Here is a 26,786-nt window from a genome sequence, read left to right as displayed (position 1 = left end):
GGGAGCCCGCGGCGGGTCCGGCCGGGAACACTGTCGGCATGAGGATCCTCTTGCTCGGCGGTTCGTCCTTCCTCGGACGGGCCTTCGCCTCGGAGTCCCTGACCCGGGGCCACGACGTCACCACCTTCAACCGCGGCCGCTCCGGTACCGACCTGCCCGGCGTCGAAGCCCTCCGGGGCGAGCGCGACTCGGCCGACGACCTGGCCCGCCTGGTCGAGGGGCGGCACTGGGACGCCGTCGTCGACACCTCGGCGCAGCAGCCCGCCCAGGCCGCGCTCTCCGCCCGCCTGCTGCGCGCGCACGCCGACCACTACACCTTCGTCTCCTCCGTGCACGCCTTCAGCGACTGGCCGGCCCTGGTGGTGGACGAGACCTCCCCGCTGCACCCCTGCCCCGCCGACACCCCGCCCGACCAGCCGCCCGGCAACCCCCTCAAGGCCGGTTGCGAACGCGCCGTCCTGGAGGGGTTCGGGGCCGACCGCACCCTGATCCTCAACAGCGGCCTGCTGATCGGCCCCCACGAGAACGGCGGCCGGCTGCCGTGGTGGCTGGAGCGGATGGCCCGCGGCGGCCCGGTCCTGGCGCCGGGCGACCCGGACCGGGCGATGCAGGTCATCGATGTCCGCGACTTCGCGGCGTTCGGCGTGGACGTGCTGGTGGCGGGCCGCACCGGGCGCTTCGTCACCACCGCCCCGGCCGGGAACGTCACCTTCGGGGAGTTCCTGGCCACCTGCGCGGAGGTCGTGGGCGAGCCCACCGGAGCGGGCGGCGATGTCCGCCCGCCCGCCGAACTCGTCTGGGTCGCGGACGGCCCGCTGCTCGCCGAGGGCCCGGACAGCGTCGAGCCGTGGAGTGAACTCCCGCTCTGGGCACCCGACGTACCGGAGCTGGCGGGTGTCTGGCTCGCCGACACCGGTCGGGCGCGGGCCGCCGGCCTGCGCTGCCGGCCGTTCGCCGAGACCGCGCGGGACACCTGGGCCTGGCTCCGGCAGCGCGGTCCGGCGGCGGACACCGACGCCGACGGTCTCAAGGGCCGCCAGGGCGCTGCCCGGAGGACCGGCATCGTCCCCGCGAAGGAGCGGCGCCTGCTCGCCGCGCTCGCCTGACGGGACGGCGGCCGCGCCCGTGCGCGGGGACGTCCGGGTCGGCGCACCGGGGCGCTGCGCAACGGGCCATCGCACACCGGGGCCTGGCGCGCCGGCACGTTGTACCCGGACCGCGCGCGGGGTGGGAGGCCGCCCGCGTCGGCCTCCCACCCCCGCACACCGGCATCGCGGCGGATCCGGCCGACGGCCGCCCCGGTTCAGTGGGCGCGCCGGCTCAGTGGGGACCCCGGCTCAGTGGGCGCGCCGGGTGACCAGTTCGGCGAGGGCGAGCAGGTCGTCGGCCGCGGCCGGCTCCGGCACCGCCGTCGCCAACTGGGCGAGCGCGGCGGCCATCCGCTCGCACGACTCCCCCTGTGCCCAGCCCCGGCCGCCCGCACCCTCCACCGCGGCCGCGCACCGCCTCAACTCCTCCGGGCCGAGCGGACGTTCCAGCGCGTAGAGCTCGGCCAGCACCCGGCCGTCCGGCGTGTCGGAGCCGAGCGCCGCCACCACCGGAAGGGACTTCTTGCGCGCCACCAAGTCCGCGCCGACCGGCTTGCCGGTGACGGCGGGATCGCCCCAGATCCCGATCAGGTCGTCGATGAGCTGGAACGCCAGGCCGATCTCCCGGCCGAAGCCGTCCATCGCCTGCGCCGTCTCCGGGGAGGCACCCGCGTACTGCGCGCCCATCGCGCAGGCCGCGCCCAGCAGCGCCCCCGTCTTCGCCTCCGCCATCGCCAGGCACTCGGCGAGCGAGACGTCACTGCGCTGCTCGAAGGCGCAGTCGATCTGCTGACCCTCGCAGAGTTCGACCACGCAGTCGGTGAGCCTGCGGATCGCGCCCTGCGCGGCCGGGTGGGCGTCCTCGGCGAGCAGCCGCAGCGCCAACGAATGCAGGGCGTCGCCCGCCAGGATGGCCTCGGTGGTGCCGAACACCCGCCAGGCGGTGGGGCGGTGGCGCCTGGTCTCGTCGTTGTCGATGACGTCGTCGTGGAGCAGGGTGAAGTTGTGGACGAGCTCGACGGCCGCCGCGGCGGCGGTGGCCGTGGCCGTGCTGCCGCCGAGCGCCTGGGTGGCGGCCAGCACCATGGCCGGCCTGATCGCCTTGCCGGAGGGCGCGGCGGCCGGTGAGCCGTCGGCCTCCCACCAGCCGAAGTGGTATCCGGCCACCTTGCGCATCGAGCCGGGCAGCGAGTCGACCGCCGCGCGCAGGACCGGATCGACCAGGCCGCGGGTGCGGGCGAGCACGTCCTCCGCCTCGTGGCCCTCCCGGTGCTCCCGCTCCAACGTGAAACTTCCCATGGGTTCCTCCCCCTGATGGTGAGCGCCGCCCGGCCGGGGCGTGGGCGTTCCCCGGCCGGGCGGCGCGCTTCCGACCGACCCCCGGTCAGTCGTGGCGGTGCGCGACGTCGACGCTTTCCAGCACGCCGACCGCGTCGGGCACCAGAATGGCGGCGGAGTAGTAGGCGCTGACGAGATAGGAAATGATCGCCTTCTCGCTGATCCCCATGAACCGCACCGAGAGGCTCGGCTGGTATTCATCGGGAATTCCGGTCTGGTGCAGCCCGATGACGCCCTGGTTGTCCTCCCCGGTGCGCAGCGCGAGAATCGAGCTGGTGTTCTCCCGGGTGATCGGGATCTTGTTGCACGGGAAGACCGGCACGCCGCGCCAGGCGAAGACCGTCTTGCCCTCGACCTCGACGGTGTCCGGGTAGAGGCCCCGGCGGTTGCACTCCCGGCCGATGGCGGCGATGGCCCGGGGGTGGGCGAGGAACATCTTGGTGCTGCGGCGCCGGCTCAGCAGCTCGTCCATGTCGTCCGGGGTGGGCGGCCCGGAGTGGGTCTGGATCCGCTGGTCGTAGGCGGCGTTCTGCAGCAGCCCGAACTCCGGGTTGTTGATCAGCTCGGCCTCCTGGCGCTCGCGCAGCGCCTCGATGGTCAGCCGGAGCTGGTGCTCGGTCTGGTTCATCGGCTGGTTGTAGAGGTCGGCGACCCGGCTGTGCACCTTCAGGACCGTCTGCGCGACGCTCAGCTCGTACTCGCGCGGCTTCAGCTCGTAGTCCACGAAGGCGCCGGGCAGCTCGTACTCGCCGTGGTGCCCGGCGGAGAGCCCGATCGCCGCCTCGCCGTGCTTGTTCTGCGCCTGCTGGAAGCCGGCCAGGTAGTCCATGATCTGCAGCTGCAGCGCCTCGGAACGGTCCGCGAGCTCCTGGAACGCGGGCCAGGAGAGGGCCAGCAGGGTGCCGGCGGTGGCGGCCTTCACCGCGTACGGCCAGACGCCGTCCTGCTGGAGCGCTTCGTCGCCCAGGTGGTCGCCGTCGGAGAGGGAGCCGATCACCGCCTGCTCGCCGTACTTGCCGATTCCCAGCCGGTCGAGCTTGCCGTGCGCGATGATGAAGACCTCGTCGATCGGCGCGCCTGCCGCGACCAGGACCTCACCGGCGGAGAACTCGCGTTGGACGAAGCGACCGGCCAGCTCCTCCAGGACCGCGTCGTCCTCGAAGCCGCGCAGCACCGGCACCTCGCGCAGGCTCGGCGGGACGATCCGCACCTCGGAGCCCGTCTTGACGACGCTCACCCGGCCGCGGCCGACCGAGTACCGCAGGCGCCGGTTGACCCGGTAGGTACCGCCGGAGACCTGGACCCACGGCAGCATCCTGAGCAGCCAGCGCGGGCTGATGCCCTGCATCTGCGGCGCGGACTTGGTGGTCGTCGCGAGGTTCCTCGCGCCGGCCGTGCCGAGACTCTGCTGGTGCCCGGATTGCGGCGGGCCGCCCGGCACAGGAATACCGACGGTGGTTTCGGTCGACATAGGGAGCCTTTCGCATACCCGACGAAGTGTCGCCTTGCAGGAATCATGATGGGCCCGTTCAGGTGGCTTCCACAATCACTCATTCGAGTGGTCGGAATAACCGAACAAATAGGACGACTGGATCACCTGATCTATTTCAGTTCGATGCCTATTCGAACATCGGCGGACTGTCCGCCACCGGCCCCACCGGACCCCCGCCCGCGCCCCGGCGCGCCCCCGGACCGGCCCCCGCCCCGGCCGCCGACCGACCCGCCGTCCACCCCGCCGCGAGGGGCAGCTAGGGTGCGACCTCAAAGGGCCACGGGGCCAGTTGACGAGTCTGCGGCCGCACCGGATGCCCTCCCCTCGTTCACCCCTGCCCTGGGAGGCCGTCATGAGTGCCCCCGTACGTGTCTGGCTCAACCGCACCTACGCCGAGAACGTCTTCTTCATCGAACAGCTGCGCGCCGCGCCGCGCCCGGTCCGGATCCACGCCACCCACGTGGACGGCGACTCCCCCGTGCTCGCCGCCGCCGACCACGCCACCCTGGAACCGGGCGACCTCACCCCCGACGCCTACGTCGCCTACGCGCTCGACTACTGCGCCCGGCACGCGATAGACGTCTTCCTGCCCCGACTCAACCAGCTCGCGATCTCCCTGCACCACCAGGAGTTCGAGGCGATCGGCACCGCCCTCGTCTGCCCTCCCGCCACCGCGATCGCGGCCTTCTACAGCAAGGCCGACGGCTACGCGGCGATCGCCGCCGCCGGACTGCCCACCCCGCCGTGGTGGCAGGTCCGCACCGCCGAGGAGCTGCTCTCGGCCGTCGACCTGATCGAGGCCGCCGGGCTCACCGCCTGCCTCAAGCCCGCCTCCGGCGCGGGCGGCGAGGGCTTCCGGGTGCTCACCCGCGAGCCCTTCGGCCTGCACCGGCTGGCCGGCTGGGACAGCCGGGTCCAGGTCGACCAGGTGACCGCCGCGCTGGAGGCCGCCGCCGAGCCGGCCGACCTGCTGGTGATGCCCTATCTGGAGGGCCCCGAGATCTCGGTCGACTGCCTGGGCGACCGCGACGGCACCCTGCTCGCCGCCGTCGGCCGCAGCAAGCACCGCCGCCGCCGCAGCTTCACCACCGCGCCGCGGTACCTGGAGCCGACCCGCCGGCTGGTCGAGTCCGTCGGGATGTCCTTCCTCTCCAACGTGCAGTTCCGCCACCTGGCCGGGGAGCCGGTCGTCATCGACGTCAACACCCGGCCCTCCGGCGGCCTGCACCAACTGCGCCTGTGCGGCCTCAACCTGCCCTGGAACGCCGTCCAGCTGGCGCTCGGCGAACGCCCGGACATCGCGGCCGCCGGGGATCCGGCCGGGATCGACTACACCCTGGTCTCCGGGATCCAGCCGGTCCTGCCGCGCCAGACCCCGTTCGCCCGCGGCCTCGCCCCGGCCGAGCTCGTGCACTGACACCCGTCGAAGGCCGCCGACGCCACCCCGTCGGCGGCACCGCCCCCGGCCGGCCCGCGCTCTCCCCGGCGGGCCCCGCTACAGCGGGCCGTCCCAGTCCAGCGTCGGCTCCAGCACCCCCTCCAGGGTGAGCAGCCACCGCTTGACGTCGATCCCGACCCGGCCGCCGCCGAAACCGCCGAGGCCGTCCGCCGCCACCACCCGGTGGCACGGCACGAGCAGCGCGACGGGGTTGGCGGCCATCATCTGCCCGACCGTCCTCGCCGCCAGTCCGGGCTCCGTGACCCCTTCGAACACCCCGCTGCGGGCGGCCAGTTCGCCATAGGTGATGGTCCGCCCGAACGGCACCTCCTGCCAGAGCGTCCTGAGCACCGCGCGGTGCGGACCGGTGCTCAGGCTCCAGTCGATCGGCAGCCCCACCTCCTGCCGCCGGCCCGCCAGATAGTCACCGATCCGGCCGGTGACCGCGTCGATCTTCGACCGGTCGGTGCACGGCGGCAGCTCCCCCGGGTGCCCCAGGTACCCGGCGGCCGCCACGCCCCTGGGCGTCACCGCGATGTGCATCGGACCGCTCGGCAGCGGCGTCTCCACCGTCAGCCAGGACATCGTCGTGGGCTGTGACACGGACTGCGACACGCTCGGGCCCCCGCCCTCCTCCACCGGGCCGGCCGCCGGCCGCGCCGGCACCCGCGGGGCACGCGCGGACCACCCGCCCCGCGCGTCATCGTACGGCGGCGCCGGCCGCCCGGGCGCGGCCGGCGCCGTCCGGTCCGGTGCGGCCTAGAGCCGCCCCTTCAGCTCCGCGGCCAGGCCGCGCGACCATTGCGACAGCTCGGCCCGGTCCGGTGTCCGACCCTCGCACAGGGCGTCGAGCTGCGCTTCGTTGATCCGGTTCGGCCCCGGGATCTCCAGCAGATAGGCGATCTCCTCCAGGACCGTCGCGAGCCGCTTGGCGTCCGCGTGCTCCAGGGCGACCGCCGCCTCGTGATGGCTGATGGTGAGAGAACCGGGCATGGCCAACCTCCTCCGTTCGCCCCCGCGCTCCCTCCACGGTACGACCGCTCCGGCCGCCGTGCCCGCCGCGCGGCCACCGCGACCGAGGGCGAGCGACCGGGCACGGTCCGCCCCCGCCCCCGGCCCCTCCCCCTCCGCCGCCCGGTGCCGGGCGCTACCACCGCCGCCGACGCACCGCCGGCACCGCCAGCACCACCGCACCCGCGCCCACCTGCCACAGCGCGCCGAAGGCCAGCACCGTCCCGGCGCCGATCCGGTCCGCCAGCGGCCCGGCCGCGGCCAGCCCGACCGGCCCGAGCACGAACGCCCCCAGACCGCCGAACGCGCTGACCCGGGCCAGGACTTCGGCCGGCACCCAGCTCTGCAGGGTCGTGCCGTACAACGCGCCGCAGACCGCCGCGCCGACGCCCGCGAGCAGCGCCGCCCCCGCCACCGGCACCAGCGGCGCCCCCGCCGCCAGCACCGCCGAGGGCAGCGCCCAGCCGACCGTCGCCGCGGTCGCCACCGCGAGCGGCCGGCCGGGGCGCCGCCCCAGCATCAGCAGTCCGCCCAGCACCGCGCCCGCCCCGTAGACGCCCATCACCAGCCCCCAGCCGCGCGCCCCGCCGAGCCCGCGCTGCGCGGTCAGCGGGCCGAGCACCAGGAACGGCGCCCAGACCAGCAGGTTGAACAGCCCCATGTGCGCCGTGGTGATCCAGAGCCAGGGCCGCGAACGGAACTCCGACCAGCCCTCGCGGAGATCGGCGAGCATCGAGCCGCCTTCCCCCGCCCGCTCCCGCGCGGGCAGCGGGAGCCGCAGCAGCGCCACCGCGCCGATCCCGTAAGTGGCGGCGTCGATCAGCAGGACCGCCGCCGGGCCGCACCCCGCCGTCACCAGGCCGGCGGTGGCCGGGCCGGCCACCGTGGCCACCGAACGCGCCAGCCCCAGCAGGGTGTTGGCGTCGGCCAGGCGGTCCGCGTCGCGCACCAGGCTCGGCACCAGCGCCCCGAGGGCCGGCAGGAACACCCCCTCGCCGAGGCCCCAGACGGCGACCAGCGTCACCATCGCCCAGAGCGGCGCCCGGCCCGCCAGCAGCACGGCGGCGAACACCGCCTGCGCACCGCAGCGCAGGAGGTCGGCGGCCGGCATCACCCGTCGGCTGCCCAGCCGGTCCGCGAGTACTCCGCCGACCAGCATGACCAGCACGATCGGCAGGATCCGGGCCGCCATCACCCAGCCGAGGCCGCTGCCGCCCTCCCCGGCCCCGAGCACCGCGAAGGCGACCGCCACCGGCGCCATCGAGGAGCCGAGGAGCGAGGTGGCGTAGCCGACGAAGAACCGTCGGAAGTCCCGTTCGCCGAGCACGGCCAGCCGGTCGGTCCACCCCCGTGGGGCCGCCGCCGCGGGCTTCGGCGCGGAATGCGCGTCCACTGTCATGGGCGGCAAGTCTGCCGCCGCCCGACGGCGGCGGACAAGGGGTTCGGAGGGAAAACCTGAGCCTGATGGCATCAATTCTTCCCGCACTCGCTCTTACCGCAGTAAACTCCCCCACGAAGCAGGTCCCACCTGCTGTTTACTGCGAGGACTCGCTCATCGCAAACCTCTCCCAGCATTCTCGTTTACTGCGGAAAGAAGCTGCCGGTGTCCAGCCTCCCACCCGTCGAGTACGCGGTCGCCGTCGAGCGGTACCTGGCCGCCTCCGAACTCGGCCCGGCCTCCCGCCGCGTCTACCGGATCGCCCTGGACACCTGGGCCTGGGCCCTGGCCGACCGCCCCGCCCCCGGCGGCCCCGAACGGCGGCGGGCCCGGCCGCCCGTGCTCCCGCTCGCGCTGCTCGACCACCCGGACGCCGCCACCCGCCTCCGGGCCGCCACCGCCCGGCGCGCGGCCACCACCGACCCGCGCACGGTCAATCGTGAACTCTCCACCCTGCGCGCCGCCCTCACCTGGTGGCGCGCCCAGGGCTGGATCCGCGCCGACCCCGCCGCGGGCCTCCGCCCACGCCCGCTGCCGGACGCCACCACCGGGCCGGCCCCGCTCACCCCCGACCGGCTGCGCGACCTGCTCGCCCTCCGGGCCCCGCTGCGCGAACAGACCCTCTGGCACCTGCTCCACGAGAGCGGCGCGCCCGTCGAGACCGTCCTCGCCCTCGACGTCGACGGCCTCGACCTCCCGCACCGCCGCAGCCACCCCTCGGCCGCCCCCGTGCACTGGCGGACCGGCACCGCCCGGCTGCTCCCGCTCCTGACGGCCGGCCGCACCGCCGGCCCGCTCTTCCTCACCGACCGCCGCGCCCCCGCCGCCACCCCGGCCGCCGACCGCTGCCCCCACACCGGCCGCGCCCGCCTCTCCTACCGCCGCGCCGCCGAACTCTTCACGGCCCACCACCCGGGCCTGACGCTCCGCAGCCTCCGGGAGAACGGCGACGGCCCCGAACAGCGGAAGCCGAGCGGCCGCGGATCATTGCACTAGCCAAACAGGCGCCGCAAGGACGGCTGTCCAAGCGAGCGGGGACCTGGCCGCAGCGAACGAAACGGACCCGCCGAAGTGGACGCTGAGCATCCTCGCCGCAGAGGCCGAACGGCTGGGCATATCAAAGAGATCCGGGTTCAACGACCGCGAACACTATTCGGGCTCCACTCCGCGCAACCGGTCCGCGATCTCAACCAGAGAGCCCCGCTCCGGCACGAACCAACGGCGCGTCCCTTGAACAGCCTTCGGCCCCTTTTTCCCCGCCTGTTCGAACATCGCCTGAACCAGGCCACTAGGCGAGTATCGGATCCCATCTGATTCCCACAACAGCGGTGATGACTTGCTGTCCACCCACGAGGCCCTGGATCTCCGCGGATCCGCAGAGATCCAGGCCATGAGGGCCCGCCGCTCCGGCCCCGTCACCGGTCGGAACTCCAGCCGGGTCCCCTCGGGGATGGCCCCAGCGTCGACAATGACATGAACCGCATTGGCCTGCCGGGCCCGCCGCTCCCGGTCCGCGGCCCGGTACTCCGAAGCGAGCTCCGGCGCAGACAATGACTCCCGCATCCCAACCAGCGCGGACTCAGAGAGTACCTTGAAGCGCTCGGCGAGCCGGAAAACCACACCGACCTGGGTGGAGCCAGCGACTCCGGAGTCAAGGCGGCTAATGATCCAACGCAGGCCGTTGTCGACGTGTCCGGGCAGATCTCCGACATGCTTCGCCCAGGTCTGATCGTCACAGCTATCCCAGTCCTCAAGGGCCTGGAAGACCAGATGGCTGATGAGGTGAATTCCCCGTTCACCGAGCTGCTCGGCTTTCCCCTCCCGTTCAGCCTGCGTTTCGCCCAACACCTGCTTGACCAGACGCACCAACTGAACCGCCCGCCAGACTCGCCTGGCCTCGGCCCTTCGGAAGATCGGGACATAGGTGTCGTCGTTCCACAATCGACGCTCACCTGACTCCGCGCGGAACGACATCTCAGGATCCCGGTGGCAGCATGCGAGCGCCACCGCTGCCTCTAGCATCCCGCAGCCGTCCTCGGGCAGCGGGATGGTCTCGCCCCGCTTGGTGACATACCGCTTGTCCAGAGTGACATCGAAGTCGTACCGAAGCCGTTCCTGAACCTTGTCCTGCGCCCTGAAGTCCTGCGGAGCCATGCCATTCTGCGTATTGGTGGCCATTGTGACTTGTTGGCCGAAGTTCGGCGGCGCGTCCTCCAAAGAAATAATTCGCAGGCTGACGCGCGCCCGGGAGACGGTCTCGGGGTTCCGCTCATAGGCCTCGTGAATAGACGCCACAGTCTGAGCGCCATTAACAACACTGGCCCCGAAGAGTTCGAGGTGGCCACGCACCCCAGCATCCATCCGGTCACACAGGACGGTGATGCCGTTGTGGAAATACCAGAAGTGCTCCGGCCTCCTCAGTAGCGTGTCAACCAGGTCCGCATTTACTCGGGTCAGGCCGAGCGGATGGCGGATGTTACGTTGGAACAGACGGTGCCTCTCGGCGGCGTACCATCGAGCCACCTGGTCCGCCGAAATGTTCCCGTAGTAGGCAAGAAATGGCTCGCCCTCATAGCGGGGTTCGGGCATCTGGAGTTTCAGGTCCACTGGCGAGCCGTCGAGGCCCGAACGGACGACAGTAACCAGATCTGCGAGTAGCAGAGGGCGAATCCGCAGGCCCTCATCACCCAGCTCTGCCTGCAGGTCATCAAGTTCCTGCTGGACTTTCGGAGAGATCTGCTTTTCCCCGGCAATCGCGGGCACCAACGTGATCTGCACTCGAGCATTATCCAGCGCCCGATTGATATCTGGGACCATGGGCTGGAGCTTCGCATTGAACCGCTGATACTGTCCCTTGACAAGCTTGAACAGGCCATCTTTGAGGGCCCTCAGGGCATCGGTGTCAAAAGTGGCGGCGCCCTTATTACTCCACTTCGCCTGGACCAACCAAATCCGTGGAACTTCGCCCTCAGTGTCGACCGCGACGGCGTCGATCCCTTCGTCATCGAACCCGTCGATCACACAAGCTGCGGACCGCTCAAGACTCAGGCCTGTCAATTCGTGCACAGCCAACGCAGCGAGTGCGCGACTGAGGAACGAGTTCCGCCTGATCTCCTCCGGTCTGTTCGCCAGATCAGAGAGGTCCAGAAGAGTCTCGAAGCGCTCGGTCAAGGCAGCTTCCAACTGCCGCACCTGCAGGTCTTTCACTCTGCCCACCCTCTACGAGCCGCACCTTCGACCCCAACAGGCGAGGGTCGGGCCCCCGGGATTACCCAGAGACCCGACCCTCGCCACATCTGTTCGGAGCCCCCTGTCGGGTTCGAACCGACGACCCCCGCTTTACAAGATCAAACGCTGCCGTCGGGGACCGGCCCGAACGTATCCCGCCCGCCGAGCCCGGGTGTCCACGGGGACGCGCAGGTGTGCTGGCGTCCAGGCGTGTTGATGTCAGGAGGTGATGTCAGCATCCCGTCCGCACTGGCCCCATTGGAGCGCCACACGGCCCGGGCCCGACAGCGATTCGCTGTCGGGCCCGGGCCTCTTTGCGTTGCGGCTCACACGTCGACACGCCAGCCGTCGAGCGCTTCGAGCACCCGCGCCCGCGCCTCGATGACCGCCATCCGCGCAGACCTCTCACCCTCATTGGCGTGAGCACTGGACGCGGTGCTCTGCCCGGGCCACTTGCGGTACAGAAGGCCAGTCTCGGCCGAGAACCAACCACGGCTGACCGCGTTCAGCGCCATGAGAATCCCGGTGTCCTCGCTCGCTGGCAGAGCCATCCAGCCGCCAAGGGCGAGCACGAGGTCACGCCGCGCGCACAAGGTCGCCGGGTGGACCTGAGCGCGGAAGTCGTGTGCCTTCCAGTGCTCAAGCACTGCCCCACGCTCGATCGGCCCCTCTGGGGGATCCTGATCGAACCCCACAGTCGAGCCGTCTGGGAGCAGATCGAGCACCCGTGACGTCGACCAGCAGATTCCAGGTTGCTGCAGTGCTGCGAGGTCCCGCGCGAGCGTGCCCTTCACCAACATGTCGTCGGCGTCCAGCACCTTGACGTACTGCCCGGCAGCCCGGGAAAGAGCCATCGTGCGGGCAACGCCGGCCCGGCCGTGCCGCCCTTGCCCGAAGGTGACGCGAGGGTCGTTCGGCACGTGGGGAGCGACAGCGTCAGTCTCCCCGTCCTCCTGGATGACCCACTGCCAGTCCCAACCGTCCGGCAGCTCCTGGGCCAGCAGCGACTTGTAGGCGTCCGACAGGTAGGACGCAGACGGTCCATGAACCGCCGTGATGACAGAGATGACTTGGGTCATGCTCACCACCTTGTCAGCTTGGTCGTAAAGGTCAGCTCCGTGCGGTCGCCCGGCAGTACAACGTCGGCCACCTCCACCACCCGACTGGTCGTGTCGATGCCGACCTTACGCAGGATGATCACTGACACGCCCATCGGCAGGCCCAGCTCTTCAACCTCCTCCGGCGAAGGGGGCCGGGCCTGGAATGTCTCCACAACCCGATCCAGCTCAATACCCACGGTCCAGAGCTGATTCTGCGTCCCTCCCGGCCAGGGCTCCTGATCCTCCTGCAAGAGATCGGAGTTGCTCGCGATCATGTCGAGCACCAAATATGACTGCGAGCGGTTGAGCGGCGTGCGCTCCTCCCGATACCTCGTCCGGTACGTCCGCTGAAGCAGGATCGTGCCCTCCGGGACGCCGAACACCGCTGCAAGCTCCGCCGAAGCGGGCACCTGCTTGTAACTGGCCTCGAAAACCAGATCGTTGATCGTTAGGCCGGTGTCCCGCTCGGTGGCCCCGGTCTTCAGTCGCTCAGCCTCGGACGCGCGCGCCCGGTCCTTCTCCCATTGGTGCCGCGCGTTGTCTCGAATGACCTTGGTCGGCTCCCTCCGGACGAAGGTGCCCCGACCGTGCTGCTTCTCGATCAGGCCCTCGGCGACCAAAACCCCGGTGGCCTGCCTGATGGTCGGAACACTCGTGTCGTACTGCTCCGCTAGGGCCGTCTCAGCGGACAGCCTGCTCCCGGGCTTGAGCTGACCTGCGCGGATCTCTTCGCGCAGAGCGTCTGCGATCCGCTCGTACTTCGTCGCCATGGCGGCTCCACCATCCCTGGTTGCGTGACTCGCCCAGGATAAGTCCTCAAGAGGAGTTGACGACTCCCTGAGAGTCCGTCATAGTCATCTCAGCTCCTAAAGAGGAGTTGAGGACAAGTCCTCAACATGACTCCTAGGGATTGCTTGACCTGCACAAACGCGCCCGTGAATGGCCGGCTATAGCCGAGCCCAGGGCGAAGGGGCCCGGGACAAACGGGCCGAGGTACCCGGCGCCTGGTCAGTCCGGAGGGCAAGACCGAAAGGTCACGCCGTCCGCGCCTGAACGGGAGCGCGCTCCCCAAGAGGACGGCATCACGGGCCCTGCTCCGCTTCGGCGGGGCGGGGCCCGAGCTGTGAACGAGTGACTTTGGCCCGGCCCTTCCGCTCGCGGTTGGGCCGGGGCCATGGCTACTCGTGCACCACGAGTCGCTGGGCCCGCATGAATCGGGCCGCCACGCACCCGGCCAAGGAACGCGCGGCGGCCCTGCGGGCTCACCCACCAACTGAACGAGGTGACCCCATGAAACTGATTGTCGCAGGGCAGGATGCCCTGAGCCTGACCGAGTTCGCGGAACTCGCCTTCGGTATCGACGCCGAGCTGTTCACCGGCACCGACGACGAGTCGCCCATTGACCGGCTGGCCCGGCTGGATGCCGCGCGGGACATCTTGCGGGACCTGGACCCGCAGGCCGCGCGCTTCGCCTCCGCGCTGATGCGCACGGCCGAGCGCCGCAGGGCCCAGGCCTGGAAGGCGGCCGCGTGATGCGCCGCCTCAGGGCCACCCGAACCCCGCACCTGACCGCCCGGCCGGCGGTCACCGTGCTCGCCGAGTACACCCCGGACGGGGGTGGCGACCTGCGCGGTGCTGCCTGCGCCGGGGTCGACGGCGCCCTGTTCTTCCCGGACCCCGAGGAGCAGGGCCCGGCGGCGGCCGCGTGGGCCGAGCGCCGCGCCAAGATGTTCTGCGCCGGATGCCCGGTGAAGTCGCTGTGCCTCGCCGACGCGCTGGAGCGCCGGGAGCCGTACGGCGTCTTCGGTGGCCTCGCCGCCGACGAGCGCCGCAAGCTCCTGCGCCGGATGGCCCGCTCGCGGACCCGGGTGAACGTCGGGGGCGCCGCGTGAGTGCTCACCGCGCCGACGGGGGTGTTCACCAGGTGCTCACCGAGGTGCCCACCCCGGCTCAGATCCGTCGTACGTCGCTCGTGATCAGCGTCGGCACGTGGGTGCTGACGGGGGCGGTGGTCGCGGTGAGCATGTCCACCGCCGCGCCGTTCATCGACGCCCATTCACCCGGCTACGGCACGGGTCCCGTCATGGCCGTGGCGGGCGACGGGTGCTTCATCCTGAGCCTTCAGGCGGACAGCACCCTCTCCCGCTTCGGTGTGAAGCCCGGACGCTGGCCGGCCGTGTTCCGGTGGGTCACCGGTCTGGCGACGGTGTGGCTCAACATCGGGGCCGCCGCGCTGGAAAAGGACCTGGTTGGCGTCGTGATCCACCTCATCCCGCCGCTTCTGCTGCTGCTCGTCGCGGAGGCCGGACCGGCCTACCGGCGGGCACTGGCGCGTCTCGCCCAGCAGACCCGCCCGCCGCTGCGGCGCCAGCCCGCACCCCTCCCACGGGCGGCCCGGGAACCGGTGAACGCCCCGCTGTTCACCCTCCCGCAGCCGGTGTTCACCCCCGCCCCGGAACCTGCCGTCGCCCTGTCGGCCGGACCGGTGGCAGCCCCCTGGACGTCGACGCCAGCCGCGCCGACGGACGCGGTGAACACCCCGGCCCCCGACCAGGTGTTCACCACCGCCCACCCGACACCCACCCCGGCCCAGGCCGACCCGACCGAGGGACTCTCCGACCCGGCCCCGGCCGTCGCCGAGAGCCCCACCGAGACGCCGGTGAGCGGCGGCCCGCTCACCCGGTTGTCCGAGGTGAACACGTCCGACACCCCGGTGAACGCCGGAGAGGACGAGGCGTTCACCGACGACGAGGGCGACGAGCAGGAGGAGCCGACGGCCGTCCGGCTGGACGAGACCGAGGCAGCCCGGGTGATCGAACAGTGCTGGCGGGACGGCGTCTCGCAGCGCGAGGCCGCCCGCCGCTCCACCCGCGCCCCGTCCTACGTCAGCAAGGTCTACAAGCGCCTCGCCGACGCTCACGCCATCGGCAGTGAGCAGGTGGCCGCGTGAGCCGCCCTCGATTCTGGGACCCGGCCGGTGACCGGAACGGCGGCACCCCCACCTACCCGTGGCGGATGGCCCCGGCCGGCTACCTCACCCGCCGACAGCTTCGCGCCCGCGGCCTCCGCCCCGGCGGACAGCCCGTCGCCGGGCAGGTCCTCTGGCGCTCCCGCCGGACCAGCGGCACCCGGGCCGCCTACCTCTACCGGCTCGCCCTGGCCAAGCCCGTCCGGCCGATGACACCCGCGAAGGCCGCCGCCCTCGCCAAGGCCAACACCGCCCGCCGCACCTGCCCGACCTGCGGCCGCGACGCCGGCTATGTGCTCCCCGCGCACCTCGGCACCTGCCTGACCTGCGCGGACGGCACGGCCATCGCCGCCTGACACATCCCCATCTTCGTGCACCACAGTCTCCGTGGAGATCCCATGCTCAGCGTTCGCGCTGCCCGGTTCGCCGCCGTCTACGCCCTGCTGCGGGCGTCGGCGGACGTGGCGGACCACTGGATCCAGACCGACCACCAGGCCGTAACCAAGGGCCAGCACGACCACGACGGGCAGTCCAGCGCAGCCGGCCGCCGCGCCTGCGCCGCCCACGTCGCCACCTACACCGCCACCCAGGCCGCCGTCCTGCTCGCCGGAACGAGGCTGCTCGGCATCCGTCTGCGGCCCGGCCCGGGCGCCGCCGCGCTCACCCTCTCCGCCGTCACGCACTACGTCGCCGACCGGCGCGAGCCCCTGCGCCGCCTCGCGGACACCACCGGCAAGAGCAAGTTCGTCCGGCTCGCCGACCACGGCCTCAACGGCGGCTACCTGCTCGACCAGTCCTGGCACCACGCCTTCGAGACCTGCGCCGCGCTCATCGCCTCCGCCTGAGAACAGGAGCCCCCGCCATGTCCGTGACCGAAATCCGCGTCGTGAGCTTCGGCTACCTGCACGGCGCCCCGCCCGAGGGCGCGACGCTCGTGCTCGACCTGCGCCACCACTTCCGCGACCCGCACCTCGACCCCGCCCTGCGCGAGCAGACCGCCCACGACCTGCCCGTCCGCCGGGCCGTCCTCGCCACCCCCGGCATTCGGGAGGCCATCGTCGGCGCCGGCCTGCTGGCCGACGCGTTCGACTCCGGACCGGCCGACGCGCCACTGACCGTCGCGGTCGGCTGCGCGGGCGGGCGCCACCGCGCCGCCACCGTCGCCATGGCCCTGGCCCGGCGCCTCGCCAAGACCGGCGCGACCGTCCACCTCACCCACCGCGACCTCGACAAGCCCGTCGTCGAGCGCACCGCCACCGGGGACGCCATCGCCCCGGCCGGCGCCTGAGACCGGAGGAATCACCGTGTCCGAGACCGTTCCGCAGTCCTGCGTCGCCGACGCGCCGACCCTCTACTCCTGGGTGATCACGCTTCAGTACCCCATGGGGTCCGGCTTCCGCGTGATCACCCACTCCGGCACCTACCCGAGCCAGCCCGGAGCCTCCCGTACGGAGGCCTACAGGGCGATCCGGGACGCGATCGCCCGGGTCGAGCCGCGGGCCGCGACCGCCAACGTCCTGTTCCTCTCGCTGGAGCCGGACCGGCTCTGACCCGCAACGGAGGCACCGTCATGTCCCGTACCCGCACCACGAAGATCCAGATACCTCACCAGCGGGGGCGGCGGGGATCGTCGCCCACCGCTCACGTGCTCGACCTCGGCGCCGGTACCGCGCCGCTGATCCTGGTCGTCCCCCAGCGCCGCTCGATCGGCGACCGAATGGTGCGCTCGGCGGGCGGTGCGCTGTGGCGCCACCGCGCCGCGTGGGCGCCCACCTGGGCCGGACTCGCCGTGTTCGGCACGGCCGGTCTGCTGTCCGCCACCGCCCCCGGCATCGCGCTCGGCCTCGCCGTTCCGGCGCTGCTGCTGCCCGCCGGGTGGGCGCTGACGGCGCGCCGGCACCCGCGTTCGGCCGTGCGCCGCAAGGCCCGCGCCCGGACCCGCGCCGTCACCGCCCTGGCGGCCGTCCTGGCGTGGTCGGCCGCCGCCGTCTGGTTCGGCCCCGCCCAGAGCGCGCTGGTCCTGCCGTGGCTGGCCGGCACCGCGACCGCCCAGACGCTCTGGTGGCGCCGGCGCCGAGCCCTCACCGTCACCCCGATCACCCCCGACCCGGCCGCGCAGGACTGACCTCCCCGAAGGAGAACCAGATGAGCACCCCTTCCAGCAACCACGGCTCCGGCAGCCCCTTCCCGCCGCCGCGCCGCTCCACCCCCACCCCCGGCTCCACCAGCGCCAACGGTTCGGGCGCCTCCCGCCCCAACCCCGGCCGCGAGCGCGGCAACGGCGGTGGTGGCGGGAGCAAGGCCAGCTACCACTTCCACTACAGCCCCCGACACGGTGGCAACACCGGCGCCGGCGGCGGTGGTGGCCGCACCGGTGGCGCGGCCGGCGGCGGGATCGGCGCCGGTACCGGCGGCGGTCAGATCGGGGCGGGTGGCGGGCGCGCGAACTACTCGCCGCTCGGTGACCCGGAGTTCTTCACCAACGCCGACGTGCGCAACTTCTGCGAGGGCGGCCGGGCGATGCTCGCGCAGGCCTCGTTCGACCTCGCCATGGCGCACGAGATCCTGCAGGCCGTGCTCAAGGAGGTCCCGGACCCCGAGGGCCGCCCGTTCGGCTCCCAGGCCCGCGCCCGCCGGGTGGCCCGGCACCTGAAGAAGGCCGCCGACGACGCCAAGGACTGCGCCGCCAGCATCGCCCGCGCCTACGCCGCGTTCCAGCGCGAGTACGACCCGGAGATCTCCCGCGTCGCCACGCCCCGCGCCCCGCGTCGGCAGTTCAACTTCGGCGGCTAGCAGCACCGTTGTCCCTGGCCGGGGCGGGGTGCGCGACACGGCACCCCGCCCCGCGCCGGGGTGAGCCGCGTCGCGTTCCGCCCCGGCCGGGTGCCTCTCCTCTCCCACATTCCGCAGTTCCCACCCGGGAGGTAGATCGTGTCCGGCGACGCCCAGACCGCGACTCTCCAGCTCGACCCCAACACCCACTCCGGTGGTGTCGGTGACTACCTGCTCCACCGCGCCAAGCCCTACCTGCCGCCGTGGATCGTCGCCGCCGGCACCGGCGTCCTGTCCCTGCCCGCCACCTACATGTGGGGCGGCTCGGCGGCCGGCGCGGTCGGTCTCACCCTGGCCTCCCTCGGCCTGACCGCCGCCACCTGGTGGGCGGGCAAGCCCACCACCGCCCAGCGCCGACTCCACTCCGCGATCACGGTTGCCGCCGGGACGTCGTGGTTCACCGCGGCCGCCCTCGCCGGGCCCGCCGCCGGACCGCTGCCCAGCCTCTACCTGATAGGGGCACCCGCCCTCGCCGCGACGTGGAACGTGCGCCAACTCCTGCGGGTCAACCCCGAAGGCGGTGGGCAGGGCGCCGACAAGGGGCTGTTGGAGAAGGTCGGCCTCGCCAGGACCATGGTCACCTCGGCCACGGTCCAGCCGAACAAGGCCGCGTTCGAACTCCAGCTTCCCGGCGGGGAGTTGACGCCGGACGACGTCTCGAAGGCCCTGCCCCGGTTGGCCGGTGCGCTGAAGGTCGCGAAGAACGCGGTGCGGGTGACGCCGGACGCGGACGACTCGTCCCGGGCGACGCTCACCGTGGTGCCGCACGACCTGCTCAAGGCCGGCGCCATCTACCCGGGACCCTCGCACCCGGGCGGGTCGATCGCCGACCCGGTGCACGTCGGGATCTACGAGGACGGCGCCCACATGGCGATGTTCTTCCCCGGCGACCCGGCCGCCCACCGCAACGCCATGCACCTGCTGATCATGGGAATGACCGGCTCCGGGAAGTCCGAGGGCGGCATCACCGCCCTGGACGAGGTCATCACCCGCCGCGACGTCATCGTCTGGGCGTCCGACCCGGCCAAGGCCGAACAGACCCTGGGTCCGCTGCTGCCGGCGCTGGACTGGGCCGCGCTCGACATGACGTCCACCAAGGCCATGATCACCGCCCTGCGCGCGGTCATCCCCGCCCGCACCGCGTGGCTGGCGAAGTACGGCTACAAGCAGTGGGAACCGGCCTGCGCCGAGACGCAGACCGACGGCGCCCCCGGCATGCCGTACCTGATCGGCTGGTTCGAAGAGGCCGCGAAGACCATCCGCGAGACCGACGACGACGTGTTCACCGGCATCGCCCAGGAGTCCCGCTCCGCCGGGATCTCCCTGGTCGTCTCCCTCCAACGCGCCTCCGGTACCCAGATCTCCACCGACACCCGCGCCTCCCTCGGCAGTTCATGGGTGTTCGGCCTGCGCGACGACCGCGACGCGAACTTCGCGCTGCCCGACGAGGCCATGGACGCCGGAGCCTCCCCGCAGGCGTGGAAGGACAAGAAGCCCGGCTACTCCTACCTGGTCGCCAACGGCATCCCGGAGACGTTCTGGGCCACCCCCGGCCGCTCCTACATGACCCCGGTCGAGGACATCGAATGGGCCGTCGTCGCCTTCGCCGACATCCGCTCCCAGTGCGACCCGGTCACCGCCAAGGCCGCCGCGAACGCGGTCGGCCCGGCCTTCACCCAGCGCACCCGCTACCCCCTCCCCGCCCTGCCCACCGCCCACCACGACGGCCGGCACGGCGCGGACGAGGACGACTCCGTCTACGACCAGGAAGAGGCCACCCCCGTGCACTACGACTACAACCTGCCCACCGACGACAGCGACGACGAGGACGGCTGGATCGACCCCGAAGCCGAACTGGCCCCGGTCGTGGCGGTGGTGGAGATCGCCCCGCCGAAGATCCCCCCGCGCACCCGGGTCGGCAAGGCCGACGCCCAGAGGATCATGTTCGAGATCCTGGCCGACTTCGAAGCCGAGGGCCGCGCCGAGATCTCCCCGGCCGACTTCATGGAGCACTGCGACCGCTTCAACCGCAGCCGCAGCTGGGTCTCCGCGGAGGTGTCCGCGATGGTCTCCACCGGCCGCCTGCGCGAGACCGACGAGGCCGGCCGCTACGAGATCATCCCGCTCGACCACGCCGCCGCCTGAACCGCCGATAGCCGTCTGACGCGTCAGACGCGTCAGACGCCGATCGGCCCGTTTCCCCAGGTAATGCGTGCGCGCGAGGGTCGTCTGACGCGTCTGACACCCCGTCTGACGCGTCAGACGCCCACCCCCGCGGCTGCTCTGACACCCCTCTGACACCCCGCCCGCCGGCGCCCCGGGCACGCCCCGGGGCGCCCGAAAGGACCCGCTCCAGTGATCGTCAGCATCTCCTCCGCGCTCCTGTTCGGCGTGATCACCGTCGTCCTCGTCCGCGCCCAGCGCGTCTCCACCGGCTCCGCCGTCCTCGTCTGGCTGTCCGGCTTCACCGTCGCCGGCACCGGCCTCGCCAAGCCCGTGAACGACGCCCTCACCGCCCTCGCCCACCTCATCTCCACCATCCACTGACCGCGCACCAACCCACCGACGGGAGCACCACCGTGGACCACACCCCGCAGCCGTTCGCCGCCCCGGTGATCTACGCCCAGGACGGCACCCCCTACTACGCCGCGCCCACCCCGCTCACCGCCCCGCCCGCGCTCTACCAGAGCGCCGCGCCTCTTCCGGTTCCCGTGCAGCACGGCGCCCCCGTCCAGCTCTACACCCCGACCCCGCTCCCGCAGCTGCCCGCCATCCAGGCCCGCGACCCGTGGCCCGCACGCCTCGTCGCCGGAGGCATCGGGATCGGAGGCGCCGGCGTCGGCATCGGCTTCCTCGCCCAGGCCCTCGCCGCCGCCACCACCGCGCTCGGCTTCGTCACCGCCGGCCTCGCCGTCGTCTACCTGCTCAAGAACGGCGGCGGGGCCGGGCCCCGGGGCGGGCAGGGCGGCGTGAACCTCAGCGTCAACGTCACCAACCGCAACCGCTGACCGGCCCGTGCCGACCGCCGTGCCACCCGGACCGCCACGACCGCCGGCCGGGCCGGGTGGTGCGGGGGACGGACGGACCGTTCCCGCGCAGCACGAGGCCCCACAGCAGCCCTCCCGGCAAGGTCAAGGCTGTTGCGGGGCCGTGCGTCTACCAGAGACGGGATCAGCATGCCCTCTCCAAACGCCACGACACCCACTACCCGCCGCCGGGCAGTCGACCTGTTCGCCGGTGTCGGCGGACTCGACCTTCCCGCCGCCGAGTTGGGCGTCCACGTGACCGGGATCGAGCGGAGCCCGGACGCGTGCGCGACCCGCCGCGCGGCCGGGCTGGCCACGATCGAGGCCGACGTCCGCCATTACGGTCCCGGCGACTTCTCCGACGCCACGGTGCTGCTGGGCGGGCCGCCGTGCCAGCCGTTCAGCGCGGCCGGGACCGGCGCCGGCCGCCGGGCCCTCGGCGACATCGTCGCCCTCGCCCACCGGCTCGCCGCCCGCCATCCCGTCGCGCGCCACGGCCACACCCCCGAGGACGACCTGATCCGGCTCGTCCTGGAACCGCTGCGGTGGGCGCTCGACGCCCTGGACGCGAGGCGCCCGTTCCGGGCGATCGTCCTGGAGCAGGTCCCGGCCGTTCTGCCCGTCTGGGACACCTACGCCGGCATCCTGCGCGCCGCGGGCTACAGCGTCGCCACCGGCGTCATGCGAGCCGAGCAGTACGGCGTGCCCCAGACCCGCCGCCGCGCGGTCCTCATCGCCCGCCGCACCGGTACCGCCACCCTGCCCGCACCGACCCACCGCCCCTACGCCAAGGGCCGCCCGCAGGCGACCGGTGACCCGGACCTGTTGCCCTGGACGGCCATGGCCGATGTCCTCCCCGGACGTGGTCCGTTCACCGTGGTCTCCAACTACGGGACCGGCGGCGACCCCAAGGCGCGCGGCCGGCGCTCCAGCCTGGAGCCGTCCGCGACCGTCACCGGGAAGATCAGCCGCGCCCGTGTCCTCGCCGACGACGGCGTCGAGGACCGGTTCAGCTGGGTCGAGGCCGGCGCCCTGCAGTCCTTCCCGCCGGATCACCCGTGGTCCGGCCGGGACATCGGCCAGCAGATCGGCAATGCCGTGCCTCCGCTGCTGGCCCGCCACCTCCTCGCCGCCGCCCTCTTCGCCTAGCGCCGCGCCGTGGCAGCCCTGGACTGGCGCGACGCACGGCACTTCGACCGCACCCGCACCCTGCCCTGCCGCTGGTGCGGGCGCCCCACCCCACTCCGGGACGAGCAGCGCAGGCCCGCACACAAGGTCTGCGCCGAGCAGCAGGTCCCCGACCAGGAAGGATCCGATCTTGAACACTGACCCCATGCTGGCCGCCGCTCTGACGGTCGCTGAGCAGGGTTGGCGGGTGTTCCCGCTGGCCCCCGGCTCGAAGTACCCCGCGCTGCACGGCGAGGACGACTGCCAGCGAACCGGCCCGTGCGCTGGCGGCCACCTCGGGTGGGAGCGGCGCGCCACCACCGAGCCGGACGTGATCCGTCGGGCCTGGCAGGTCGCCCCCTACAACATCGGCCTGGCCTGCGGGCCGTCCGGCCTGGTGGTGGTCGATCTGGACCTGCCCAAGCACCGCCGCGACGTGCCCCCGGCCCGGTGGGCGGGGCAGGGTGTCGCCGACGGGCGGGACGTGTTCGCCGCGCTGTGCGAGCGGCACGGCCAACCGCTCCCGCAGACCTTCGAGGTCCGCACCGGCCGGGGCGGCGCCCACCTGTACTTCGCCGCCCCGGCCGGGGCAGCCCTGCGCAACACCTGCGGCGAGAAGGGCAACGGGCTCGGGTGGAAGGTCGACACCCGGGCGCACGGCGGCTACGTCGTCGCCCCCGGCAGCGTCGTGAACCACCGCCCCTACACGGTCGTCAACGACACCGATCCGGTGCCGTTGCCCGGTTGGCTGCTCGACCTGCTCACCCCCAAGGCCGCCCCGGTCGTGGTCCTGAACGCGGCGGCCGTGCGGGAACGGATCGGCCGTCTGGGGCCCTACGTGGCCGTTGCCGTGAAGCGGGAGACGGAGAAGGTCCGCGCCACCGGCGAGGGCGGGCGTAACGACCGGCTGTTCGCGTCCGCCGCCGCGCTCGGCCGCCTCGTCGCCTCCGGCGCGCTGCCGGAGGCGGACGCGACCGCTGATCTGCTGAACGCGGGCCTTCAGGCCGGTCTCGGCGAGGCGGAGTGCCGGCGCACCATCGCCAACGGCCTGGCCCGGGGCGCCACCACGGTGGGGCGGGCCGCATGAGCAACCGTCACCCGGCCTGCGCCAAGGAAAGGCGCTTTTCCTCGGGGGATCGCCCGAGGGGGTGGACCGCGTGAACGCCCCCATCGAGCCGTCCGAGTCGCTGTTCACCGATGGGTGGGAGGACGCCGCCCCGGCCGTCGTCCTGGCCTCGCCGCGGGGCTGGGAGGAGCCGATCCCGCTCGGCGAGCCCCGAGCCCTGCCCGTCTTCCCCACCGACGCCTTGCCCGGGTGGCTGGGCGCCATGGTGAAGGCGGTGGCGGAGGAGACGCAGACGCCCGTCGACATGGCCGGGTGTCTCGCGCTGGCGGTGCTGGCCGTCGCCGGCGGCGGGCGGGCCGTGGTCGCCGCCCGCGGCCGGTGGCGCGAACCCGTGAACCTCTACGTGGTCGTCGCCCTGCCCCCGGCCAACCGTAAGAGCGCGGTCTTCGACGCGATGGCCCGCCCGCTGGTGAAGGTGGAACGGACGCTGGTGGAGCAGAGCGCCGCCGCGATCATCGAGACCAGGACCACGGCCCAGCTCGCGAAGGCCACCGCCGAGAAGGCCGCCGCCAAGGCCGCCAGCGCGAGCGAGGACGACCGGGAGAAGCTCGCGGGCCAGGCGATCGACCTCGCCCGCATCGCTGAGGAGATCACCGTCCCGGCCGAACCGCAGCTCATCGCGGACGACGGCACCCCCGCGGCGATCACCACCCTGCTCGCCGAGCAGGGCGGCCGACTGGCCGTCATGTCCGCCGAGGGCGGCATCTTCGACACCATCGCCGGCCGCTACTCCGGCGGCAACCCCGACATGGAGGTCTTCCTGAAGGGCCACGCCGGGGACCTGCTCAAGGTCAACCGACAGTCCCGCGATAAGCAGTACATCGAGAACCCCGCGCTGACCATGGCTCTCGCGGTCCAGCCGTCGGTGCTGGAGGACATCGGGCACAACCGCGGCTTCGACGGGCGCGGCCTGCTCGCCCGGTTCCTGTACTCCATGCCCGAATCGCTCGTCGGCCGGCGCAAGTCCCTTCCCGACCTGATCCCCGATGACGTCGCCGAGGAGTACGAGCGGAACGTAGCCGCGCTCACTCTGGACCTGGCTGGGTGGACCGACCCGGCCGTCCTCGCCCTCACACCCGACGCTGTCGATGCCGTGATCCGCTACCAGGATCACATCGAACCGCACCTTGACGCCCGGGGCGGGTCGCTCGGCCATATCTCCAAGTGGGCCGGCAAGCTCGTCGGCGCCGTCGTGCGGATCTCCGGTCTGCTCCACCTCGCCGAGCACGGCGGTGACGGCCACAAGAAGCCCATCACCGCCGAAACGGTCGCCGCCGCGATCCGGCTCGGCGAGTACTTCACCGTCCACGCCCTCACCGTCTTCGAGGCCATGGGCGCGGACACCGCCCTCTCCGGCGCCCGCACCGTCCTCGCTCACCTGAGGGCAAACCCCGCCCCCTCGTTCTCCCGCCGGGACCTCATGGCCAGGCTCTCCCGCGCCGAGTTCCCCACCGTCACCGTCCTGGAAGCAGCACTGAGCCTGCTCGAAGACCACGGCTGGCTCCGCTCCGAACCCGCGCCGCCCCGCCCGCCCGGCACCAGAGGCCGACCCCCCGCCCCCCGCTACACCACCCACCCGACCCTCACCCACCCGCACTGATCCACCCCAGGACCCCGCCCACAGAAACCACGGAATCCACCAAAGCCACCGCCACCAGCTCTGACCAGGACCCCAGCCACCCCACCCCGCTAACCACACAAACCACCCGAAATTCCACAGAAACCCGCCCTCCCCGCGCCGGGCCGCCACTGATCACCATTCGGTGGCGGCCCTCAGCCCCGCCCGCCCATTTCTGTGGAATTAGCGCGGACTTCTGTGGAGAACCGCACCCCGCCACATCACCGCAGGTCAGCGGCCACAATCCGGGATTCTGTGGATTCCGTGGTTTCTGTGGAACCCCCGCCCCGCCCGCCACAGCGAGAGCCACCCGTCCCCGCGTCACCCCGCCCCCTCCGTCAAGGAGTAGCCGCCGTGATCGCAATCCCGCCGCTCGTTCTGGAAGTCCCCGAGGTCATGGAGGCCCTGCGCATGAGCCGCAGCAAGGTCTACGACCTCATCCGCACCAAGAAGCTCGACAGCTTCAAAGAGGGCAACCTCCGCCGCATCCCGGTCACCGCTCTGCACGACTACGTCCGCACCAAGATGGAGGAGGCCGCCTGATGGCGAAGCGCAACCCGAACGGCGCCGGCACCGTGACCCTGCGCAAGGACGGCCGATACCAGGCCGCCGTCTACGTCCCCCAGCCCGACGGCACCCGCGCCCGCAAGTTCGTCTATGGCAAGACCTGGACGGAGTGCGACGAGAAGCGCCAGGAACTGGTCCTGCGGGACCGGCAGGGCGTTCCGACGCCCACCCGGTCGGCCAAGATCGCCGAGTGGCTCCCGTACTGGTTGGAGCACTTCATCAAGCCGCAGCGCAAGCGCACGACCTACGACAAGTACGAGATGCACATCCGGCTCCACCTGGTCCCGGCGCTCGGCTCGAAGAGCCTGGAGAAGCTCGGCACCGCCGATGTCCGCCGACTCATCAACACCATGACCAAGAAGGTGTCGACGGCTACCGCCAAGGAGTCGCACCTGGTGCTCCGCACGGCCCTCTCCGCCGCCGTGCGGGACGAACTGATCACCCGCAACGTCGCCAAGCTCGTTCAAGCCCCCCGAGTGGAGTACCGAGTGACCAAGCCCTGGAGCCTCGACGACACGCTGATCTTCCTGGAGGGATCCCGGCGTGACCCGATGTACGCCGCGTTCGTCCTCGCCGTGGCGCTCGGCCTGCGGCGGGGGGAGATCCTCGGGCTGCACTGGTCCGACATCGACCTGGAGAGCCGCACCCTGACCGTCCGGCGCCAACTCCAGCGCCGGGATGGCGAGCTGTACGAGGACAGCCCGAAGTCGCGCCGCCAGCGCGTCATCCCGCTGCCGATGATGTGCGTCGCCCCCCTTCGCTGGCAGCGACTCCGCCAGGCCGAGCAGCGACGCCTGCGACTGGCCGCGGGGAGGGACTGGCCGGAGTCCGGCTCCGTCTTCACCACGGCGACCGGTCAGCCGATCGAGCCGCGGAACCTCACCCGCTCGTTCACCCGGGTGGCCAAGGCCGAGTCCTTGCCGCCGATCCGGCTGCACGACACCCGGCACGGGTGCGCGACGCTTCTGTCCGCCGCGGGCGTGGCGCCCCGGGACCTGATGGCGATCCTCGGGCACAGTCAGATCGCCGTCACGATGGAGGTCTACACGCACGTGGTGCAGGAGAAGCAGCGGGAGGCGATGAGGCACATGGACCGCCTGCTGAAGCGCCGCCGCAAGACCGACTGATGTCATCCGAAGATGTCAGAACGCCCCGGGCTGACCACAGCCCGGGGCGTTCTGCGTTCTTCGGCCATCTGACCTGGGCCGTTAGCGGAGCCCCCTGTCGGGTTCGAACCGACGACCCCCGCTTTACAAGAGCGGTGCTCTGGCCAGCTGAGCTAAGGAGGCATGGTGACCGTCCGCGACGAGGTCACGGCGGCACCGGGGGCAGTCTACCGGGCGGTGGTG

The 26,786-nt window shown here is 72.3% G+C and carries 29 protein-coding genes and 1 tRNA gene; 21 read left to right on the top strand and 9 right to left on the bottom strand.

What is annotated here, in order from left to right; all coding sequences use genetic code 11:
• The first annotated feature begins 38 nt into the window (after positions 1-38).
• Entirely contained in the window at positions 39-1,106 is a 1,068-nt protein-coding gene (locus ACFXHB_RS02890; RefSeq protein WP_380571538.1) for an NAD-dependent epimerase/dehydratase family protein, read from the top strand.
• A 231-nt stretch (positions 1,107-1,337) separates the two neighbouring features.
• Here the strand turns inward: ACFXHB_RS02890 and ACFXHB_RS02885 are convergent, their stop codons facing one another.
• Both ACFXHB_RS02885 and ACFXHB_RS02880 read right to left on the bottom strand, forming a co-directional pair.
• A complete protein-coding gene (locus ACFXHB_RS02885; protein WP_380571537.1) occupies positions 1,338-2,387 on the bottom strand; it encodes a family 2 encapsulin nanocompartment cargo protein polyprenyl transferase in 1,050 nt (349 codons plus the stop codon).
• 85 nt (positions 2,388-2,472) lie between these two features.
• Positions 2,473-3,897 carry a family 2B encapsulin nanocompartment shell protein gene (locus ACFXHB_RS02880; protein WP_380571536.1) on the bottom strand — a complete coding sequence of 475 codons (1,425 nt, stop codon included), beginning with the start codon at positions 3,895-3,897 and terminating at the stop codon, positions 2,473-2,475.
• Between the two features lie 373 nt (positions 3,898-4,270).
• Between ACFXHB_RS02880 and ACFXHB_RS02875 the strand changes: the two genes are divergently transcribed.
• On the top strand, positions 4,271-5,335 hold the full coding sequence (locus tag ACFXHB_RS02875; protein ID WP_380571535.1) for an ATP-grasp domain-containing protein: 1,065 nt from the start codon (positions 4,271-4,273) through the stop codon (positions 5,333-5,335).
• 78 nt (positions 5,336-5,413) lie between these two features.
• On the opposite strand, the gene ACFXHB_RS02870 is transcribed toward ACFXHB_RS02875, so the two are convergent.
• From ACFXHB_RS02870 to ACFXHB_RS02860, 3 genes are all read right to left on the bottom strand, one after another.
• Positions 5,414-5,959, bottom strand: a complete 546-nt coding sequence (locus ACFXHB_RS02870) for a methylated-DNA--[protein]-cysteine S-methyltransferase (RefSeq protein WP_380571534.1) — start codon at positions 5,957-5,959, stop codon at positions 5,414-5,416.
• A 156-nt stretch (positions 5,960-6,115) separates the two neighbouring features.
• Positions 6,116-6,349, bottom strand: a complete 234-nt coding sequence (locus ACFXHB_RS02865; RefSeq protein WP_380571533.1) for a hypothetical protein — start codon at positions 6,347-6,349, stop codon at positions 6,116-6,118.
• A 154-nt stretch (positions 6,350-6,503) separates the two neighbouring features.
• Entirely contained in the window at positions 6,504-7,766 is a 1,263-nt protein-coding gene (locus tag ACFXHB_RS02860; RefSeq protein ID WP_380571531.1) for an MFS transporter, read from the bottom strand.
• A 204-nt stretch (positions 7,767-7,970) separates the two neighbouring features.
• Here ACFXHB_RS02860 and ACFXHB_RS02855 point away from each other — a divergent pair, with 204 nt between their 5' ends.
• Positions 7,971-8,801 (top strand): hypothetical protein, encoded by an 831-nt coding sequence (locus ACFXHB_RS02855; RefSeq protein ID WP_380571530.1) that lies wholly within the window; start codon positions 7,971-7,973, stop codon positions 8,799-8,801.
• A gap of 153 nt (positions 8,802-8,954) precedes the next feature.
• Here the strand turns inward: ACFXHB_RS02855 and ACFXHB_RS02850 are convergent, their stop codons facing one another.
• The 3 genes from ACFXHB_RS02850 to ACFXHB_RS02840 form a co-directional block, all read right to left on the bottom strand.
• Positions 8,955-11,012, bottom strand: a complete 2,058-nt coding sequence (locus tag ACFXHB_RS02850; protein WP_380571529.1) for an AIPR family protein — start codon at positions 11,010-11,012, stop codon at positions 8,955-8,957.
• Positions 11,013-11,359: 347 nt separating this feature from the next.
• Positions 11,360-12,112, bottom strand: a complete 753-nt coding sequence (locus ACFXHB_RS02845; RefSeq protein WP_380571528.1) for a glycosyltransferase family 2 protein — start codon at positions 12,110-12,112, stop codon at positions 11,360-11,362.
• Between the two features lie 2 nt (positions 12,113-12,114).
• Positions 12,115-12,903 carry a GntR family transcriptional regulator gene (locus tag ACFXHB_RS02840; RefSeq protein ID WP_380571527.1) on the bottom strand — a complete coding sequence of 263 codons (789 nt, stop codon included), beginning with the start codon at positions 12,901-12,903 and terminating at the stop codon, positions 12,115-12,117.
• A 520-nt stretch (positions 12,904-13,423) separates the two neighbouring features.
• Here ACFXHB_RS02840 and ACFXHB_RS02835 point away from each other — a divergent pair.
• The 18 genes from ACFXHB_RS02835 (at position 13,424) to xerC (ending at position 26,564) form a co-directional block, all read left to right on the top strand.
• Positions 13,424-13,666: a hypothetical protein gene (locus ACFXHB_RS02835; protein WP_380571526.1), complete on the top strand. Its 243-nt coding sequence runs from the start codon at positions 13,424-13,426 to the stop codon at positions 13,664-13,666.
• The gene (locus ACFXHB_RS02830) at positions 13,666-14,025 is read left to right on the top strand and encodes a WhiB family transcriptional regulator (protein WP_380571525.1); all 360 of its coding nucleotides are present in this window, start codon (positions 13,666-13,668) and stop codon (positions 14,023-14,025) included. The genes ACFXHB_RS02835 and ACFXHB_RS02830 overlap by 1 nt, the downstream gene beginning before the upstream one ends.
• Positions 14,022-15,083 carry a hypothetical protein gene (locus tag ACFXHB_RS02825; protein WP_380571524.1) on the top strand — a complete coding sequence of 354 codons (1,062 nt, stop codon included), beginning with the start codon at positions 14,022-14,024 and terminating at the stop codon, positions 15,081-15,083. Before ACFXHB_RS02830 ends, ACFXHB_RS02825 begins: the two co-directional genes overlap by 4 nt.
• On the top strand, positions 15,080-15,457 hold the full coding sequence (locus ACFXHB_RS02820) for an RRQRL motif-containing zinc-binding protein (protein ID WP_380571523.1): 378 nt from the start codon (positions 15,080-15,082) through the stop codon (positions 15,455-15,457). The genes ACFXHB_RS02825 and ACFXHB_RS02820 overlap by 4 nt, the downstream gene beginning before the upstream one ends.
• Positions 15,458-15,499: 42 nt before the next feature.
• Positions 15,500-15,946 carry a hypothetical protein gene (locus ACFXHB_RS02815; RefSeq protein ID WP_380571522.1) on the top strand — a complete coding sequence of 149 codons (447 nt, stop codon included), beginning with the start codon at positions 15,500-15,502 and terminating at the stop codon, positions 15,944-15,946.
• Between the two features lie 17 nt (positions 15,947-15,963).
• The gene (locus ACFXHB_RS02810; RefSeq protein ID WP_380571521.1) at positions 15,964-16,389 is read left to right on the top strand and encodes an ATPase; all 426 of its coding nucleotides are present in this window, start codon (positions 15,964-15,966) and stop codon (positions 16,387-16,389) included.
• Positions 16,390-16,405: 16 nt separating this feature from the next.
• Complete coding sequence (locus ACFXHB_RS02805; protein WP_380571520.1) at positions 16,406-16,651, top strand: hypothetical protein; 246 nt, start codon at positions 16,406-16,408, stop codon at positions 16,649-16,651.
• 20 nt (positions 16,652-16,671) lie between these two features.
• Positions 16,672-17,226, top strand: coding sequence for a hypothetical protein (locus tag ACFXHB_RS02800; RefSeq protein WP_380571519.1), 555 nt, complete (start codon positions 16,672-16,674; stop codon positions 17,224-17,226).
• Positions 17,227-17,246: 20 nt separating this feature from the next.
• Entirely contained in the window at positions 17,247-17,894 is a 648-nt protein-coding gene (traA, locus tag ACFXHB_RS02795) for a plasmid transfer protein TraA (protein WP_380571518.1), read from the top strand.
• Positions 17,895-18,032: 138 nt separating this feature from the next.
• A complete protein-coding gene (traB, locus tag ACFXHB_RS02790) occupies positions 18,033-20,078 on the top strand; it encodes a plasmid transfer protein TraB (protein WP_380571517.1) in 2,046 nt (681 codons plus the stop codon).
• A gap of 210 nt (positions 20,079-20,288) precedes the next feature.
• Entirely contained in the window at positions 20,289-20,480 is a 192-nt protein-coding gene (locus ACFXHB_RS02785; RefSeq protein ID WP_380571516.1) for a hypothetical protein, read from the top strand.
• 32 nt (positions 20,481-20,512) lie between these two features.
• The gene (locus tag ACFXHB_RS02780; RefSeq protein ID WP_380571515.1) at positions 20,513-20,941 is read left to right on the top strand and encodes a hypothetical protein; all 429 of its coding nucleotides are present in this window, start codon (positions 20,513-20,515) and stop codon (positions 20,939-20,941) included.
• A 168-nt stretch (positions 20,942-21,109) separates the two neighbouring features.
• Complete coding sequence (locus tag ACFXHB_RS02775) at positions 21,110-22,108, top strand: DNA cytosine methyltransferase (RefSeq protein WP_380571514.1); 999 nt, start codon at positions 21,110-21,112, stop codon at positions 22,106-22,108.
• A gap of 9 nt (positions 22,109-22,117) precedes the next feature.
• Positions 22,118-22,288, top strand: a complete 171-nt coding sequence (locus ACFXHB_RS02770) for a hypothetical protein (protein ID WP_380571513.1) — start codon at positions 22,118-22,120, stop codon at positions 22,286-22,288.
• Positions 22,278-23,213: a bifunctional DNA primase/polymerase gene (locus ACFXHB_RS02765; protein ID WP_380571512.1), complete on the top strand. Its 936-nt coding sequence runs from the start codon at positions 22,278-22,280 to the stop codon at positions 23,211-23,213. Before ACFXHB_RS02770 ends, ACFXHB_RS02765 begins: the two co-directional genes overlap by 11 nt.
• A 70-nt stretch (positions 23,214-23,283) precedes the next feature.
• Positions 23,284-24,852: a YfjI family protein gene (locus tag ACFXHB_RS02760; protein ID WP_380571511.1), complete on the top strand. Its 1,569-nt coding sequence runs from the start codon at positions 23,284-23,286 to the stop codon at positions 24,850-24,852.
• Between the two features lie 372 nt (positions 24,853-25,224).
• Entirely contained in the window at positions 25,225-25,413 is a 189-nt protein-coding gene (locus ACFXHB_RS02755; protein WP_380571510.1) for a helix-turn-helix domain-containing protein, read from the top strand.
• Positions 25,413-26,564, top strand: coding sequence for a tyrosine recombinase XerC (gene xerC / locus ACFXHB_RS02750; protein WP_380571509.1), 1,152 nt, complete (start codon positions 25,413-25,415; stop codon positions 26,562-26,564). Before ACFXHB_RS02755 ends, xerC begins: the two co-directional genes overlap by 1 nt.
• 88 nt (positions 26,565-26,652) lie before the next feature.
• Here the strand turns inward: xerC and ACFXHB_RS02745 are convergent.
• Positions 26,653-26,726, bottom strand: a tRNA-Thr gene (locus tag ACFXHB_RS02745).
• Positions 26,727-26,786: the final 60 nt, after the last annotated feature.

This window comes from Kitasatospora sp. NPDC059327, assembly GCF_042752535.1.
Classification (GTDB): domain Bacteria; phylum Actinomycetota; class Actinomycetes; order Streptomycetales; family Streptomycetaceae; genus Kitasatospora.
This window is presented reverse-complemented; position numbering and strand designations above follow the sequence as displayed.

Bases quoted from the DNA above. Each gene is read 5' to 3' on its own strand.
- ACFXHB_RS02800 (WP_380571519.1), top strand. From the start codon at position 16,672: ATGTCCCGTACCCGCACCACGAAGATCCAGATACCTCACCAGCGGGGG.
- ACFXHB_RS02860 (WP_380571531.1), bottom strand. From the start codon at position 7,766: ATGACAGTGGACGCGCATTCCGCGCCGAAGCCCGCGGCGGCGGCCCCA.
- ACFXHB_RS02845 (WP_380571528.1), bottom strand. From the start codon at position 12,112: ATGACCCAAGTCATCTCTGTCATCACGGCGGTTCATGGACCGTCTGCG.
- ACFXHB_RS02830 (WP_380571525.1), top strand. From the start codon at position 13,666: ATGCGCCGCCTCAGGGCCACCCGAACCCCGCACCTGACCGCCCGGCCG.
- traA (WP_380571518.1), top strand. From the start codon at position 17,247: ATGAGCACCCCTTCCAGCAACCACGGCTCCGGCAGCCCCTTCCCGCCG.
- ACFXHB_RS02835 (WP_380571526.1), top strand. From the start codon at position 13,424: ATGAAACTGATTGTCGCAGGGCAGGATGCCCTGAGCCTGACCGAGTTC.
- ACFXHB_RS02890 (WP_380571538.1), top strand. From the start codon at position 39: ATGAGGATCCTCTTGCTCGGCGGTTCGTCCTTCCTCGGACGGGCCTTC.
- ACFXHB_RS02875 (WP_380571535.1), top strand. From the start codon at position 4,271: ATGAGTGCCCCCGTACGTGTCTGGCTCAACCGCACCTACGCCGAGAAC.
- xerC (WP_380571509.1), top strand. From the start codon at position 25,413: ATGGCGAAGCGCAACCCGAACGGCGCCGGCACCGTGACCCTGCGCAAG.
- ACFXHB_RS02775 (WP_380571514.1), top strand. From the start codon at position 21,110: ATGCCCTCTCCAAACGCCACGACACCCACTACCCGCCGCCGGGCAGTC.
- ACFXHB_RS02885 (WP_380571537.1), bottom strand. From the start codon at position 2,387: ATGGGAAGTTTCACGTTGGAGCGGGAGCACCGGGAGGGCCACGAGGCG.
- ACFXHB_RS02810 (WP_380571521.1), top strand. From the start codon at position 15,964: ATGTCCGTGACCGAAATCCGCGTCGTGAGCTTCGGCTACCTGCACGGC.
- ACFXHB_RS02815 (WP_380571522.1), top strand. From the start codon at position 15,500: ATGCTCAGCGTTCGCGCTGCCCGGTTCGCCGCCGTCTACGCCCTGCTG.
- ACFXHB_RS02880 (WP_380571536.1), bottom strand. From the start codon at position 3,897: ATGTCGACCGAAACCACCGTCGGTATTCCTGTGCCGGGCGGCCCGCCG.
- ACFXHB_RS02865 (WP_380571533.1), bottom strand. From the start codon at position 6,349: ATGCCCGGTTCTCTCACCATCAGCCATCACGAGGCGGCGGTCGCCCTG.
- ACFXHB_RS02840 (WP_380571527.1), bottom strand. From the start codon at position 12,903: ATGGCGACGAAGTACGAGCGGATCGCAGACGCTCTGCGCGAAGAGATC.